This window comes from Shewanella sp. SR44-3 (genome assembly GCF_014163735.1).
Classification (GTDB): Bacteria; Pseudomonadota; Gammaproteobacteria; order Enterobacterales; family Shewanellaceae; genus Shewanella.
The window spans coordinates 277320-292555 of sequence record NZ_JACJDV010000001.1 but is presented as its reverse complement, the minus strand read 5'-3'; the positions used below and the strand labels follow the sequence as shown (position 1 = coordinate 292555).

The window sequence follows — 15236 nt, the reverse complement described above, 5'->3', positions numbered from 1 at the left end:
TAAAAACAACTCAGTACAAGCCTAAATGCAATAACAACACTGTGGTAATCTTGGGCCTCAGAAAACGTTCAATTTGCAGCTACTTTATTCATGTCTTATTCAATCGTTTTAAGATCTACGTACTCAGTACTGGACGAGGTTAGTTAACTTTATTGATAAAGATCCCTTAGCGGATCAACTTCATACAGCAATGCTTAAACTTTTTACCGCTGTGGCATATGCATGGGCTATTACGTTCAGGTTGTCTGCAGGTGAATTGCTGACCTTGACTGTACAGCCATTGCCCTTGTTCAAAAATAAACTCTGAGTTTTCAAAAATAGCATCAAGTTGACCATGCTCTAGATACCAAGCTTTAAAGCTCACTTTGGCAAGATTGTTTGTGAGATCTTTTGAACTGGAGATAACCTCAAGTCCCAACCAATTTATTGTTGGGCCTTGCGCTAGTTGTGCTGCCGTTAATCCCTGCAAGTGAGCTGGGTGATGGGTGTTAATAAGATAGTTAAACTCACTCTTAACAAATGCACAGTAGCGCGATCGCATGAGCTGCTCAGGCTCGCTTGCGAATTGTTTTTGTTGATGTAATGGTTGGCAGCAAAGGGCATAAGACTGAGTGCTACCACAGGGACAAGATGGGCTGGGCATAGAATACCAATCCTTATAAATGAAGCTTAAACCTAGGAGATAAAAACCTGACTCCTACTACGGGGATTGGTTTGATATCGTTACCCTTAGCGGGGGTTATCAGGCTTAGGGAGCTTTTTGTGTTCAGAGGCCTTAAATCGTTGACCATAATACAGTGAAGTTTGTGGTTTTGCTGCAAAATACAGACTGGCGTCGCCTCTGGTATTAGAATCAACGCTAATACGCCACTTATTGTGTTCTTTAATGAACACATTGACAAATTTTCCAGAAAACTCGCTTACAGGTTCGCCGGCATCTTTTGCTGGATGAAAACGCACTAAATAATAGCCGATATCAGTGGCGGTATTATCACTACGTTGCCTAATGTGAACTCGAAACTCGACTTCTATCTTAGCTTGCTTACGACGAATTCTATCGAAAAAAGATTGATATAAATCAATGATGTCACTCTTTCCTTGAACGATTTCTCGGTTGTGAGTTTCAGAAATATATACTGCATTATGAGTGTAGAGTTCATCGATGGCGTTAAGGTCAAGGTTCGAAAATGATACAGTAAACTTTTGATAATATTGATTAATATCTAAGTTGTCTTGCTCATTTGCATGGACGTTGGTTATCCAGCTCAAGGTAATAAATAATAGCGTGCTCAGAAATTTCAATGGTAGAGCCTCATAAAAAGGACAGGGTGGCTAACCTAGTGCGAGTTCATTATTGAAATCGGGAATTGAATTGGGCACCTAGGCTAGTTGCTCATATTCAAGCACTATAGCGGACACCAAGATGTCGCAACAGTAAATAATCATTACAAAGTGTGTCGTAATCGACATATGCATGTATTAACTATTATTGAGATAAAATGCTTCAAATATGGCTGAGCGAGCAAGGATTATCGTTAAGGATAAATCAACGCCCACCTAATGTGGGCGTTGATATAATCGGTGGCTAGAACTGGGTACAAGCTTTAGCCACTTAGCTAACGGTAGGTGAACTTACCAGCCACACTGACGCTGGGCTTGGCTGTTTTGCTCGTTTAACCAAGTCTGCAGCGGCGCAAAGTAATCTAACACGGCTTTGGCATCCATTTGCTTGGTGCCTGTCACGACTTCTAAGGCTTCTGGCCATGGTTTGCTGGCGCCCATTTCTAGCATTTGGTTAAGCTTAGCACCGGCTTCTTTGTTGCCATAGATGCTACAGCGATGTACAGGTCCTGTGTCGCCTGCAATATCACATAAGGCTTTATGGAACTGGAACTGCAACACATGGGCTAAGAAGTAACGGGTGTAAGGTACGTTACCGGGAACATGGTACTTAGCACCTGGATCGAAATCAGCTTCCGTGCGCTCGACAGGGGCTTTAACACCTTGGTACTTTTCACGTAAATCCCACCAAGCTTGGTTGTAGTTTTCAGGCTTAATTTGGCCATTAAATACCTGCCAGCGCCACTGATCTATCATCAAACCAAACGGCATAAAGGCTATTTTATTTAATGCTTGTTGTAGCAATAAACCAATATCTTTAGAGGCATCAGGTACAGTATCAAGTAAGCCAATTTGTTGCAGGTATTTAGGTGTAATTGACAATGCTATAGTGTCGCCTATGGCCTCATGGAAACCATCATTGGCTGAACCTTGAAAGAGATAAGGTTGCTCTTTATAGGCTCTTTGGTAAAAATTATGCCCAAGTTCATGGTGAATAACAGTGAAATCTTCAGCGGTTTTCTGGATACACATCTTAATGCGGATATCATCTTGGCTGTCCAGATCCCAGGCTGATGCATGACACACTACATCTCTGTCTTTAGGCTGCACAAACAGTGAGCGGCTCCAGAATGTCTCTGGCAGCGCATCAAAACCTAACGAGGTGAAGAAGCTTTCTGCTTGCTTGACCATTTTAGTTTCATCATAGCCATGCTTAGCTAATAAATCGGTGACATCAAAACCAGGATCTGCATCTTTTGGCGCCACACTATTGTAGATAGTGCCCCATTGCTGAGCCCACATATTACCTAACAAGTGTGCTGGGATTGGGCCGGTTTTAGGTGCCACTTCATCGCCGTATTGCTCATTTAGCTCACCGCGTACATAACAGTGTAATGAGTCGTAAAGCGGCTTTATTTCGCCCCATAAACGGTCTAATTCATCGGAAAATTCCTGCGGCTTCATATCATACTGGCTGCGCCATAGCTCAGATAAATCACTAAAGCCTAAGTCGCGAGCCCCTTCATTGGCAAGCTCTACTTCACGTTGGAATAACGGGCGCATGGGTTTGGCAATTTCACGCCAGCCTGTCCAAGCTTCCAATAACAGTTGTGGATCCTTGGATTCAGCCATGAGCGCAGATAACTCAGTCTGAGTCATGCACTCGCCAGAGGCAAAACAGTATTTGCCTTTACCGTAGAGACCATTAAGTTCTGAGCTTATTTTGGCAAGTTCTGCATTTTTAGCAGGATCTAACGGTGCTGGTAAAATTAAGCTGCTGCGAAGTGAATTGAGCTTGCGAGCGACGACGGGATCCAGTGTTAAACCTGAAAATGTCGCCGCTTGGGTGGCCAATTGCACTGAGGTGGAGGTGACTTTTTCACCCATGGCAGCAGAAAGTGCTGCGGTGTCTTCGGTGATAAAGTTACTGTAAATCCACTCAGCGCGGTTAGCTTCAATAGATAACGCCGCTAATTTGGTTTCAGCATCGCTGACAAATTCAGTCGCCGCTTTAGCGTCTACTGGTTTTTCAGTAGTGACGGGTTTGATTTGCTGACCACAAGCGCTTAATCCTAGCGCGACAGAGACGACTAAAGCGATTTGAGATGGCTGTTTAAAAGGCAATTTCATTTGTTTGGCTCCCTCAATATTATTGTTAGTGTAAATTTTTGCCATTAGTTTACCCAATCCTCAAGCCGTTTGCATTTAATACCACCTTGAATTCATACTTAAATGTGCTGATATTTCTCGGTAAACACTTGAGAATTTCGATTGACAAGTGTGCGCTCAATGATTAATTTAAACGGGTGTTTAAAATTAATTGGGTGAGAGGATGGCGAGTCGGACAGATACAAAAACCAGAATTCTGGATGCAGCAGAAAAACTCTTCGCAGAAAGGGGCTTTTCTGAAACTTCCTTAAGGCTTATCACCAGTAAGGCTGAAGTAAATTTAGCCTCGGTGAATTACCATTTCGGTTCGAAGAAAGAGCTCATTCGTGCGGTATTGGCGCGCTACTTAGATGTGTTTATGCCATCGGCTGCCAGTGAAATTAAACGTTTGAATAAAGCGTCAGAGCAGGCGAGTTTGAATGAAATTTTCTCCTCATTAATTAAACCTTTACTAGAATTAAATAAGGTGAGGGCGGGTGGTACGATTATTTTTCTACAGTTGCTCGGGCGTGGTTACATTGAAAGCCAAGGGCATTTGCGTTGGTTTATTACCACCCATTATGGTGAGCATCTGGCAAGCTTTGTACAAGCGGTCAAGGTCAGCGCCCCCCATATCCCTGCCGCCGAGATGTTTTGGCGGTTGCATTTCACCTTGGGCACCATAGTCTTTACTATGGCATCAGCAGATGCGTTAAATGATATCGCAGCAACTGAATACGGTGAACATAACAATATTGAAGCTATTCTTCGCAAAGTGATCCCTTATATGGCTGCTGGCGTATCAGTGGCGGTTTAAACTAACTAAAAAAGGTCAAATAATGAGTATTATCATACTGCTTTTATTAGCAATCATAGTGCTATTTGGAGTGCGTAATATCAGGATGCAGTTTATCACTCGTCCTGTTTTTGCGTTTTTCAAAAAAGTGCTGCCTCCTTTATCAACCACAGAAAAAGAAGCCATGGAAGCGGGCGACGTGTGGTGGGAAGGCGAGTTGTTCCGCGGTAAGCCTAATTGGAATACCTTGCACAGCTATGGCAAACCAGCGTTAAGCGCTGATGAGCAAGCCTTTATCGATAATCAGGTCATGACAGCCCTGACCATGATTGATGATTTTGATATAGTGCATAACCGCAAAGACTTACCTCCTGAATTGTGGTCATATTTCAAGGAAGAAGGCTTTTTTGCGCTGATCATTCCAAAGAAATTCGGTGGCCGCGAGTTCTCTGCTTACGCTAACTCGACCATTGTCAGCATTATTGCGTCGCGAAGCGTCAGTGCTGCTGTGACAGTCATGGTACCGAACTCATTAGGCCCAGGCGAGTTATTGACTCACTATGGTACTGAAGCGCAAAAAGAGCGTTGGTTGCCAGCACTGGCTGTCGGCAAAGAGCTACCTTGTTTTGCATTGACAGGTCCAGAGGCGGGCAGTGATGCGGGTGCTATTCCGGATATCGGTGTGGTGTGTCGTCAAGAATTTGAAGGCGAAGAAGTGTTAGGTTTAAGCCTGACTTGGAACAAGCGTTACATTACCTTAGCGCCTGTTGCTACAGTGCTCGGGCTTGCATTCCAAATGCGCGACCCTGACGGCTTACTTGGCGACACTAAGAATATTGGTATCACTTGTGCGCTTATTCCTACCGATCATCCTGGTGTTGAAATTGGTCGTCGTCACAACCCTATGATGATGGCGTTTATGAACGGTACGACTAGCGGTAAAGATGTATTCATTCCACTTGATTGGATCATCGGCGGCCCACAATACGCAGGCAAAGGCTGGCGTATGCTGGTTGAATGTTTGTCAGCCGGTCGCGGTATTTCTCTGCCAGCCCTTGCTACCGCATCAGGTCACGTAACCACTAAAACTACCACAGCATACAGTTATGTGCGTCAGCAGTTTGGTATGTCAATTGGTTTATTTGAAGGCGTACAAGAAGCCCTTGCGCGGATCATAGGTAATACCTATCAGTTAGAGGCTGCGCGCCGTCTAACCACCACAGGTATCGATCTTAAAGTTAAGCCATCAGTGGTCACGGCTATCGCCAAATACCACATGACAGAACTTGGCCGTGATGTCTTAGAAGATGCCATGGACATTCAGTCAGGTAAGGGTATTCAGCTAGGCAGTAAAAACTACTTAGGTCATGCCTTTATGGCAAACCCTATTTCTATTACGGTAGAAGGTGCTAACATCTTAACCCGTTCATTGATGATTTTCGGTCAAGGTGCCACTCGCTGTCATCCATACGTGCTGGCAGAAATGGAAGCCGCCGGTATGGAAAATGAGACCGATGCCCTAGACAGATTTGACTCTTTATTGATGGGGCACATAGGTTACGCTTGCCGCAACGCTTTGACAGCCTTTGCCAGTGCCCTCACTGCGAGCCGTTTCATCAAAGCGCCAGTAAGCGGTGCTACCCAGCAGTATTATTCAGACATGACACGTATGTCAGCGGCGCTAGCCACCATGACAGACTTATCTATGCTGATCATGGGCGGTGATTTAAAGCGTAAAGAAATGATGTCTGCCCGTATGGGTGATGTATTGAGCCAGTTGTATTTAGGTTCAGCGACCTTAAAGCATTTTGAAGATAATGGCCGTCAGCAAGACGATTTGCCTATCGTGCATTATGTGATGCAACAAAGACTTCATTTTGCCGCTAAGGCACTTGAAGAAGCGAGCCGTAACTTCCCTAACTTGATTGTACGCGGCTTATTAAAAGTGCTTATTTTCCCGTTAGGTAATCACTTCAACCTGCCAAGCGACAAGCTAACAACTGATGTAGTAAAAGGTATGCTGCGCCCAGGACCTGCTCGTGACAGATTGACCTTCCTGTGCCCCGATTTTGAAGGTGATAAAGGCGGTATTGCAGAAGTAGAACAAGCATTCCTTGCCAAATACGCCAGCAAAGACATTTACAAAAAGCTTAAGCAAGCTCAACGTAATGGCCACCTTAAGTCAAAACAGCCTATGCCAGTGTTGTTTGAAACCGCGCTTGAAAAAGGCATTATCAACGACAGCGAATATGCTCAGTTGCAAGATGCCGACGCTAAGCGTTTAGCCGCCATCAATGTGGATGATTTCGATAAGCTATAAGCCTATTTGAATAGCATTTGCACATAAACAAAGCGCCGACTTAAGTCGGCGTTTTTTTTTGCTTTAATCAACAAGGCTGAAACTCTGTCATACAGGCTTGCCATGGCATTTTTATTCCACAAGAAGTCTTTGACACGTCGTGCTTTTGATTTAAACCGGAGTCCGTCCCTGACTCTTGATTTAAACTTATGTCGGCCGACCCGTCCGTGGGGCGGAAGGTTGGCTCACAAATCGCCATGGTTCACCTTTTTAGCATTCGCGTAACGAAAATATTACCCGGTATTCCAGAAAAGGTTATCATCAATTGGCTTATTAAACGGAAGCATCTAAAAGAGGTTGGAGTGAAAAGCATTCAAAAATTGAAGCTGAAGTTCGCAAGCTTGCTATAACCATCAATGCACCAGATTCACTTTTAAGGGTCTACGATCGCCCTAAAGGTGATAGGACACCACATATCGAGATACACGGGGATGTATACCACTATGTTTCTACAGAGCGAGGTTATGAAATATTTAGGAAAGTAATCAATGATGAGTGTGAACTGTTTTTTATGATTTTCCAGAGGATTACTCGAACAATGTCAGGTGATGATGAACTCAAGAGCAAAGGTGGTCATAGAGACTGTAGGAGAATTATTTTTTCTAGAATGACCGAATTACTCGGAATGGTTGATAGTGATTGGGAGCTAAAGCAAAAAGAAATTTTCGAACAAGTGTTAATTGTTGCCCCCTTTGAAGATGAAGAAGGAGGGCGTTGATAATTCAGTGTCAGGCTCGTTTTATAGATAGATATATTCGTCCAAACGGCCTTCGAAGTGAATTGATAACTGATATTGTTACTGTGAATGATACAAAAATGCCGCTAAATTTAGCGGCATTTTTTACTCTAAGTAGGAGCAGGAGCTGACGTTAGTCAGCTTACAAGGTGATTAAGCAACCACTAAGACTTTACAAGTGTTAGTGCCACCCACAGTTTCCATACTGTCACCCTTGGTCATTAATACCATGTCGCCACTCTTTAGGTAACCTTTAGCGGTTAGTAATGCTAAGGCTTTTTGGGCAACTTCATCAGCAGGGAAAGCAGTTGAATCAAATTCAACTGGCTTAACACCGCGGTAAAGTGCCAATTTGGCTAAGGTACGCTCATGACGGCTTAAGGCAAAAATCGGTAGTGATGAGCTGATGCGTGACATTAACTTAGCTGTCGCGCCAGACTCAGTCAGACTGATAATCGCTTTCACCCCTTCTAAATGGTTTGCCGCATACATAGTAGAAAGGGCAATGGTTTCATCAATACTGGTGAAACGCTGATCCATTCTGTGCTTAGACACAATAACACTTGGGTGTGATTCAGCGCCTTTACAGACAGACGCCATGGCCAGTACGGTTTCTTCAGGGAAGTCACCAGCTGCAGTCTCTGCTGAAAGCATAACAGCGTCAGTACCATCAAGCACAGCGTTAGCCACGTCCATGACTTCGGCGCGTGTTGGCATTGGGCTGGTGATCATTGACTCCATCATTTGAGTCGCAGTGATCACTATTTTATTAAGCTGACGAGAACGCTCAATCAATTTCTTCTGCACAGCAACTAATGCCGCATCGCCAATCTCAACACCTAAGTCACCACGGGCTACCATGACAACATCAGATGCTAAAATAACATCATCCATAGCCGCTTCAGTTTCAACGGCTTCAGCGCGTTCAACTTTAGCAACGATTAAGGCATTGCTGCCTGCTTCTACAGCCAGTTTACGGGCAAGATCTAAGTCAGCACCAGTACGTGGGAAAGAAACCGCTAAGTAGTCAACTTGAATAAGCGCAGCTGTTTTGATGTCTGCCATGTCTTTTTCAGTAAGCGCTGGCGCAGTTAAGCCGCCGCCTTTTTTGTTGATGCCTTTATTGTTTGATAAGGGACCAGCAACAGTCACAGTGGTGAATACCTTACGGCCTTCGACACTGTCAACACGCAACTGAACACGGCCATCATCTAGCATTAAGATGTCGCCGATGATGACATCGTCAGGTAATTGTTTGTAATCAATACCGACTTGCTTCTCATTGCCTTCGCCTTTGCCTAAGTCAGCATCAAGAATAAATGCATCGCCTAAGTTAAGCTGAATTTTCTTGTTGTCTTTAAAGGTGGATACACGGATCTTTGGACCTTGTAAGTCACCCAGTACAGCAACATGAACCCCTAATTCTTTAGCGATTTGACGTGCATCTGTGGCGCGTTTTAAATGATCTTCTGGCGAACCATGAGAAAAGTTTAAACGCACAACGTTAGCGCCAGCTGCAATAATCTTGCGTAGGTTGTCGTCGCGGTCAGTAGCAGGACCTAGTGTGGTCACGATTTTAGTTCTGCGGAACATAAGACACTCCGTTAATGATAAGAAAAAATTGGCTTACAAATTTGGCTGTTTGTTGAACAAATCCGAACTTGGCATGTCTCTGTGGTTGGGCATGCCTGTTGTTTGTCTCAAAATTCTGGCGCTATATTAGCAGATATAAAAACAAATGTAGTAAAGTTACATACAAATTACCCTGAAACTGGGGGTTATTTTTGTGACAGATAAGTCAATTTCGTCATAAAAAAAGCCAGACTAAGGTTTTAGCCTGGCTCCAATAGGATTCTAGTCGAAAAAATCCCCTAGAGAATAGAATCTTTATTAACCCGTGATTCTTTTAATACTTCTTTTACGCGCTTGAGATTTTCTCTGAATCTTGGTCCACGCCTTAAGGTAAAGCCGGTCGCCAGTACGTCTATGGTGACCAGTTGCGCTAAACGTGAAGCCATAGGTAGATATAAATCGGTATCTTCTGGTACTTCCATGGTTACAGGCAGGGTGCATTCCTGTGACAAAGGCGAGTTTCTGGCTGTAATGGCAATCACAGCGGCGCCATTTTCTCGTGCGATACGGGCAATTTCAATTAGGGATTTTGTGCGTCCAGTATGAGAAATCAATACCACAACATCGCCTTCGTTACAGTTAATGCAGCTCATGCGTTGCATTAATACATCATCGAAACAAATGACCGGTACGTTGAAGCGAAAGAATTTATTCTGCGCATCGTGGGCCACAGATGCCGAAGCTCCGAGGCCAAAGAAGGAAATGGTTTTCGCCTGAGTCAGTATGTCTACGGCTTTGTGAATAGCTGCAGTATCTAAGCTCTGGCGGGCGGTATCCAAGGATGCCATGGAAGATTCAAAAATCTTGGTGGTATAAGAATCAGTGCTATCGTCTTCTTCAACATGGCGACTAACATAAGGAGTACCATTTGCTAGGCTTTGAGCTAAATGGAGTTTAAAATCAGGAAAACCTTTAGTGTCTAGACGGCGGCAGAAGCGGTTTACTGTCGGCTCACTTACATCAGCCATTTTGGCTAACGTTGCTATGCTTGAATGGATAGCGGTTTGGGGTGATGAAAGGATCACCTCAGCGACTTTTCGTTCTGACTTACTAAATTGGTTTAGACTGTTTTGAACCTTTTCAAGGGTATTCATAAGCATACGTCCGCTATAAAAAGATAATGTAATTTACTATCATAAAGGCAGATGTCACGGTGAAAATAGTTGTTTTGTTACCTCTGACACCGTTTTGTAGTAAATTTCCAATAACATATTGTGTAGGAAAGTGTGTAACTGAGTCATTTAACTAACGAATAATATCAGATTTGCTATAGAAATGCCTATATGTGTTCAGCAATCAATAATTGCAAAATATAGATGCATTAAGCTAATTCTGTTGTTATATTACAACAAAAGTGTGTTTTTATTCATCGTAAGGCTGAATAGAGCATGGCTAAATAACAAAAGGAGCGCTTTTTGTAATGGGCAAATCAATTAAAGGAGCCAAAGCCTGTGACTTTGTGCTGTTTGGTACCAAGGGTGATTTAGCGAGGCGTAAACTGTTACCCTCATTGTATCAATTGGATAAAGCCGAACTGCTAGACAAAGATACTAAGGTTATCGGTGTAGCAAAAGATGCCTTTAGCAAAGATGAGTTTGTTGAACTTGTCACTAAAGCGTTAACCACTTTTGTCAAAGAGCCATTGTGCGAACAGACCTTAGCGCGCTTCGTTAGCCGCTGCCATTATATCGGCACAGATTTCACTGACGCTGAAGGCTACAGCGCATTTCACGCGTTACTTGAGCCAAGTCAGCGGGTGATGGTGAGTTACTTTGCCACTCCACCTTCTATTTTTGGTGACATTTGTCGCTGTCTGCATGAGCAAAAACTTATTCATCCTGATACTCGTGTGGTGCTTGAGAAACCTATAGGCACAGATCTCGAATCATCGAAAGTGATCAACAATAAAGTTTCTGAATACTTTAATGAAAATCAAGTTTACCGTATCGATCATTACCTAGGTAAAGAGACGGTGCAAAACTTGATAGCGCTGCGTTTTGCTAACTCCTTATTTGCTTCTAAGTGGGACAACCGCACCATAGACCATGTGCAAATCACGGTTGCCGAAGAGGTGGGTATTGAAGGCCGTTGGGGCTATTTTGATACCGCAGGCCAAATGCGCGACATGATCCAAAACCATTTATTGCAAGTGTTGACCTTGGTTGCCATGGATCCGCCTGTCAACCTAGATGCGGACAGTATACGTGATGAAAAAGTCAAAGTACTTAAGTCCCTAAGACCTATCAATCTTGATAACGTCTATGAGAATACCGTGCGTGGTCAATACAGTGCAGGCTTCTTGAAAGGCTCACCCGTACCAGGTTATTTAGAGGAAGAGGGCGCCAATGTCCGCTCTAACACTGAGACCTTTGTGGCACTGCGTGTTGATATTGATAACTGGCGCTGGGCAGGAGTTCCCTTTTATTTACGCAGCGGTAAACGCATGCCATTTAAGAGCTCAGAAATTGTGGTGTATTTTAAAAATCCACCGCACAACCTTTATCGCTCCAGCTACCGTAATTTGCCGCCAAACAAGCTCACTATTCGTCTGCAGCCCCATGAAGGGGTAGAAATTCAGATGATGAACAAGGTGCCAGGTTTGGAGCAAAAAATGCGTCTGCAAACCACAAAGCTCGATTTAAGTTTCTCAGATACCTTTAAGAATGAGCGTATTGCCGATGCCTATGAGCGTTTGTTGTTAGAAGCCATGCTAGGTAATCAGGCGCTATTTGTACGCCGAGATGAAGTGGAGCAAGCTTGGACTTGGGTTGATGGCATCATTCAGTCTTGGGAACAAAGCGGTGAGAAGCCAAAGCCTTATCCCGCAGGAACTTGGGGGCCCGTCGCTTCGGTTGCCTTGATAACCAAAGATGGCCGTTCTTGGGACGAGTAGGAATAACCATGATTAAAGATACAGTATTTAAAGCCTTTGACAGTCCAAGCGCACTCGAAGCTAAGCTTGCAGAGGCTATTGCGCGCCAACTTCAAGATGCGGTGGACTCAAGAGGTAAAGCAAGCTTAGTGGTATCGGGCGGCTCAACGCCGTTGAAATTATTTGATCTACTTAGCCACAAAGCTATTGATTGGGCGCAGGTTTACATCACTCTTGCCGATGAACGCTGGGTTGATAACCATGAAAAAGATTCTAACGAGCGCTTAGTTCGTGCCCATTTACTCCAACATAGAGCCGCTAGCGCCAAATTTACTGGCCTTAAAAATATGTTCTCAACTGCAGTTGCGGGTTGTGAAATGACCATCAGCTCACTGGCGCACTTTCCGCGCCCGTTTGATGTGGTGGTGCTAGGCATGGGCACTGATGGCCATACCTGTTCTTGGTTCCCCTGCAGTGAAGCGCTCGATAACGCCCTTAATACTCAAGATTTATGCGCTGCAGTGACACCCACCACTGCGCCCCATGAGCGTATCACTTTATCAAAAATGGCGATTTTAAATAGCCGTCAGATCTATTTACACTTAGTAGGTGAAGCTAAATTATCCGTTTATCATCAGGCACTTGCCCATGATGATGTGTCCAAAATGCCAATTAGAGCCGTTCTTGGCCAGCGTAAAACGCCGGTCGACGTGTTTTATAGTGCGTAAGGAGTAGTAACATGAACTCAGTCGTACAAGCTGTCACAGACAGAATTATTGCCCGCAGCCAAAAGTCACGAGCCGCGTACCTTGCAGCTTTAAATGACGCACGCCTTAAAGGCGTGCACCGCAGTGCATTAAGTTGCGGCAATTTAGCTCACGGCTTTGCAGCCTGCTCTCCAGCCGATAAAGACTCGTTAAGGCAGCTGACCAAAGCGAACATAGGCATAGTGACAGCCTTCAATGACATGTTATCGGCTCATCAGCCCTATGAGCATTATCCTGAGATGTTGAAAAAAGCCTGTCAGGATGTTGGTAGTGTTGCTCAAGTTGCCGCTGGCGTGCCTGCCATGTGTGATGGCGTGACTCAAGGTCAGCCAGGCATGGAACTTAGCTTATTAAGCCGTGAAGTTATTGCGATGTCATCAGCTGTGGGCTTGTCTCACAATATGTTTGATGGTGCCTTGTTACTGGGTATTTGCGACAAAATCGTGCCAGGATTGTTGATTGGTGCCTTAAGCTTTGGTCACTTACCTATGCTATTTGTGCCAGCAGGGCCGATGAAATCAGGTATTCCTAACAAGGAAAAAGCCCGTATTCGTCAGCAATTTGCTCAAGGCCAGGTGGACAGAGCGGCCTTGTTAGAAGCTGAATCTGGCTCTTATCATAGCGCGGGTACTTGTACTTTCTACGGCACAGCTAACTCTAACCAGTTAATGCTCGAAGTGATGGGGTTGCAGTTACCTGGCTCATCTTTTGTTAACCCAGATGACCCACTGCGTGATGCACTGAATAAAATGGCCGCGAAACAAGTGTGCCGTTTAACTGAAATGGGCACTCAATACACACCAATTGGTGAAGTGGTGAGTGAAAAATCAGTGGTTAACGGCATAGTTGCACTATTAGCAACGGGCGGCTCTACCAACCTAACAATGCACATAGTGGCCGCCGCGCGCGCCGCTGGCATTATCGTCAATTGGGATGATTTTTCTGAGTTATCAGATGCAACGCCACTGCTTGCCCGCGTATACCCAAATGGTCACGCCGACATTAACCATTTCCATGCTGCTGGTGGTATGGCACTGTTAATTAAAGAATTGTTAGATGCAGGCCTGTTGCATGAAGATGTCAGCACTGTGGCAGGTTTTGGCTTACGTCGTTACACCCAAGAGCCAAGACTCATAGACGGTGAGTTACGCTGGGTCGATGGCCCAACTGAAAGTTTAGATAAAGAAGTGTTAACCCATGTAGCAACGCCATTTCAAAGTAATGGTGGTCTTAAGCTAATGAAAGGTAATTTAGGCCGCGCGGTGATCAAAGTGTCTGCAGTTAACGAAGAAAATCGTGTGGTTGAAGCGCCTGCGGTAGTCATTAACGATCAAAACGAAATTGATGCCTTGTTTAAATCTGGCTCGCTTGATAGAGATTGCATCGTGGTGGTTAAAGGCCAAGGCCCTAAAGCCAACGGCATGCCTGAACTGCATAAACTCACGCCATTCTTAGGCACCTTGCAAGACAAGGGCTTTAAAGTGGCTTTAGTGACAGATGGCCGCATGTCTGGCGCATCAGGCAAGGTGCCTGCTGCGATTCATTTAACCCCTGAAGCCTTAGATGGTGGGCTTATCGCTAAAGTGCAAAATGGCGACCTTATCCGAGTAAACGCGCTTACCGGTGAGTTAAGCTTGTTGGTGGATGAAGCGGTATTAGACGCTCGTGAAGCCGAAAAAGTTGATTTACATCATTACAGTTATGGCATGGGTCGTGAGCTATTTAGCGCACTGCGTCGCAGCCTTAGCAGCCCAGAAACCGGTGCAAGAAGCACCAGTGCCATAGATGAACTCTATTAATAAGGAATAATTACTCATGCTAGAGAATAACTGGTCTTTGCAACCGCAAGATGTTTTTAACTGCAGCCCTATTGTTCCTGTAATGGTTATCAATAAAATAGAGCACGCTGTACCTTTAGCCAGAGCTTTAGTGGCGGGTGGTATTAAGGTACTAGAAGTGACATTGCGTACTCCTTGTGCCTTAGAAGCTATTGCTCTTATCGCAAAAGAAGTTCCTGAAGCCTTAGTGGGCGCTGGCACGGTATTAAACGAAGCTCAGTTAAAGCAAGCCGTTGATGCGGGCTCACAGTTTATTATCACGCCAGGGGGCACACCTGATCTATTAAAAGCTGGAATGAAAGGCAAGGTGCCATTAATTCCAGGCGTGGCAAGTATTTCAGAAGTCATGGTGGGAATGGAGCTGGGTTACACCCACTTTAAATTTTTCCCAGCTGAAGCGTCTGGCGGCGTTGATGCACTGAAAGCATTTTCAGGCCCATTAGCTGGCATTCGTTTTTGCCCAACAGGCGGGATCACTCCAGATTCTTACCAGCGTTACTTAGCATTGCCGAATGTGGATTGCATTGGCGGTAGCTGGATTGCGCCAACCGATGCAGTCGATGCGCAAGATTGGCAGCGGATCACTGAACTGTGCCATGAAGCATTGAGCCCATTAAGCAATGCCTAATTGCTTTGGTTAACTGTGACTTAGGCCGCTGTTAAACATAAAGCCCATGGCTCCATTAATCAGGAGCCATGGGCTTTTTTATTACCTGACTATTTTATTAGCTCTATGTTTGATGACAG

The 15236-nt window shown here is 44.6% G+C and carries 12 protein-coding genes; 7 read left to right on the top strand and 5 right to left on the bottom strand.

The features are described from left to right. Positions 1 to 166: 166 nt before the first annotated feature. The 3 genes from H5073_RS01150 to H5073_RS01140 form a co-directional block, all read right to left on the bottom strand. Positions 167 to 643: a YchJ family protein gene (locus H5073_RS01150; RefSeq protein WP_182676269.1), complete on the bottom strand. Its 477-nt coding sequence runs from the start codon at positions 641 to 643 to the stop codon at positions 167 to 169. Positions 644 to 729: 86 nt separating this feature from the next. Next, positions 730 to 1302 (bottom strand): DUF4440 domain-containing protein, encoded by a 573-nt coding sequence (locus tag H5073_RS01145; protein ID WP_220487836.1) that lies wholly within the window; start codon positions 1300 to 1302, stop codon positions 730 to 732. 330 nt (positions 1303 to 1632) lie between these two features. Then, positions 1633 to 3471 carry a M2 family metallopeptidase gene (locus H5073_RS01140; protein ID WP_182676268.1) on the bottom strand — a complete coding sequence of 613 codons (1839 nt, stop codon included), beginning with the start codon at positions 3469 to 3471 and terminating at the stop codon, positions 1633 to 1635. Positions 3472 to 3673: 202 nt separating this feature from the next. On the opposite strand from H5073_RS01140, the gene H5073_RS01135 reads away from it, so the two are divergent. The 3 genes from H5073_RS01135 to H5073_RS01125 all read left to right on the top strand — a co-directional run bounded on the left by H5073_RS01135 (position 3674) and on the right by H5073_RS01125 (position 7362). Further along, on the top strand, positions 3674 to 4306 hold the full coding sequence (locus H5073_RS01135) for a TetR/AcrR family transcriptional regulator (RefSeq protein ID WP_182676267.1): 633 nt from the start codon (positions 3674 to 3676) through the stop codon (positions 4304 to 4306). 19 nt (positions 4307 to 4325) lie between these two features. Beyond that, a complete protein-coding gene (locus H5073_RS01130) occupies positions 4326 to 6605 on the top strand; it encodes an acyl-CoA dehydrogenase (RefSeq protein WP_182676344.1) in 2280 nt (759 codons plus the stop codon). A gap of 358 nt (positions 6606 to 6963) precedes the next feature. After that, positions 6964 to 7362 carry an Imm63 family immunity protein gene (locus H5073_RS01125; protein WP_182676343.1) on the top strand — a complete coding sequence of 133 codons (399 nt, stop codon included), beginning with the start codon at positions 6964 to 6966 and terminating at the stop codon, positions 7360 to 7362. 171 nt (positions 7363 to 7533) lie between these two features. On the opposite strand, the gene pyk is transcribed toward H5073_RS01125, so the two are convergent. Further along, on the bottom strand, positions 7534 to 8973 hold the full coding sequence (pyk, locus tag H5073_RS01120; protein ID WP_182676266.1) for a pyruvate kinase: 1440 nt from the start codon (positions 8971 to 8973) through the stop codon (positions 7534 to 7536). A 278-nt stretch (positions 8974 to 9251) separates the two neighbouring features. Beyond that, on the bottom strand, positions 9252 to 10106 hold the full coding sequence (locus tag H5073_RS01115; RefSeq protein WP_182676265.1) for a MurR/RpiR family transcriptional regulator: 855 nt from the start codon (positions 10104 to 10106) through the stop codon (positions 9252 to 9254). Positions 10107 to 10432: 326 nt separating this feature from the next. On the opposite strand from H5073_RS01115, the gene zwf reads away from it, so the two are divergent. From zwf to H5073_RS01095, 4 genes are read left to right on the top strand one after another with little or no spacing between them, the layout of a single operon-like run. Further along, on the top strand, positions 10433 to 11905 hold the full coding sequence (zwf, locus tag H5073_RS01110; protein ID WP_182676264.1) for a glucose-6-phosphate dehydrogenase: 1473 nt from the start codon (positions 10433 to 10435) through the stop codon (positions 11903 to 11905). An 8-nt stretch (positions 11906 to 11913) separates the two neighbouring features. Further along, complete coding sequence (gene pgl / locus H5073_RS01105; RefSeq protein ID WP_182676263.1) at positions 11914 to 12612, top strand: 6-phosphogluconolactonase; 699 nt, start codon at positions 11914 to 11916, stop codon at positions 12610 to 12612. An 11-nt stretch (positions 12613 to 12623) separates the two neighbouring features. Further along, a complete protein-coding gene (gene edd, locus H5073_RS01100) occupies positions 12624 to 14450 on the top strand; it encodes a phosphogluconate dehydratase (RefSeq protein ID WP_182676262.1) in 1827 nt (608 codons plus the stop codon). A gap of 16 nt (positions 14451 to 14466) precedes the next feature. Then, positions 14467 to 15117, top strand: a complete 651-nt coding sequence (locus tag H5073_RS01095) for a bifunctional 4-hydroxy-2-oxoglutarate aldolase/2-dehydro-3-deoxy-phosphogluconate aldolase (protein WP_182676261.1) — start codon at positions 14467 to 14469, stop codon at positions 15115 to 15117. Positions 15118 to 15236 lie beyond the last annotated feature (119 nt).

Coding starts and splice junctions, on each gene's coding strand:
- H5073_RS01150 (WP_182676269.1), bottom strand. CDS start 643: ATGCCCAGCCCATCTTGTCCCTGTGGTAGCACTCAGTCTTATGCCCTT.
- H5073_RS01140 (WP_182676268.1), bottom strand. CDS start 3,471: ATGAAATTGCCTTTTAAACAGCCATCTCAAATCGCTTTAGTCGTCTCT.
- H5073_RS01135 (WP_182676267.1), top strand. CDS start 3,674: ATGGCGAGTCGGACAGATACAAAAACCAGAATTCTGGATGCAGCAGAA.
- pyk (WP_182676266.1), bottom strand. CDS start 8,973: ATGTTCCGCAGAACTAAAATCGTGACCACACTAGGTCCTGCTACTGAC.
- H5073_RS01115 (WP_182676265.1), bottom strand. CDS start 10,106: ATGAATACCCTTGAAAAGGTTCAAAACAGTCTAAACCAATTTAGTAAG.
- zwf (WP_182676264.1), top strand. CDS start 10,433: ATGGGCAAATCAATTAAAGGAGCCAAAGCCTGTGACTTTGTGCTGTTT.
- pgl (WP_182676263.1), top strand. CDS start 11,914: ATGATTAAAGATACAGTATTTAAAGCCTTTGACAGTCCAAGCGCACTC.
- edd (WP_182676262.1), top strand. CDS start 12,624: ATGAACTCAGTCGTACAAGCTGTCACAGACAGAATTATTGCCCGCAGC.
- H5073_RS01095 (WP_182676261.1), top strand. CDS start 14,467: ATGCTAGAGAATAACTGGTCTTTGCAACCGCAAGATGTTTTTAACTGC.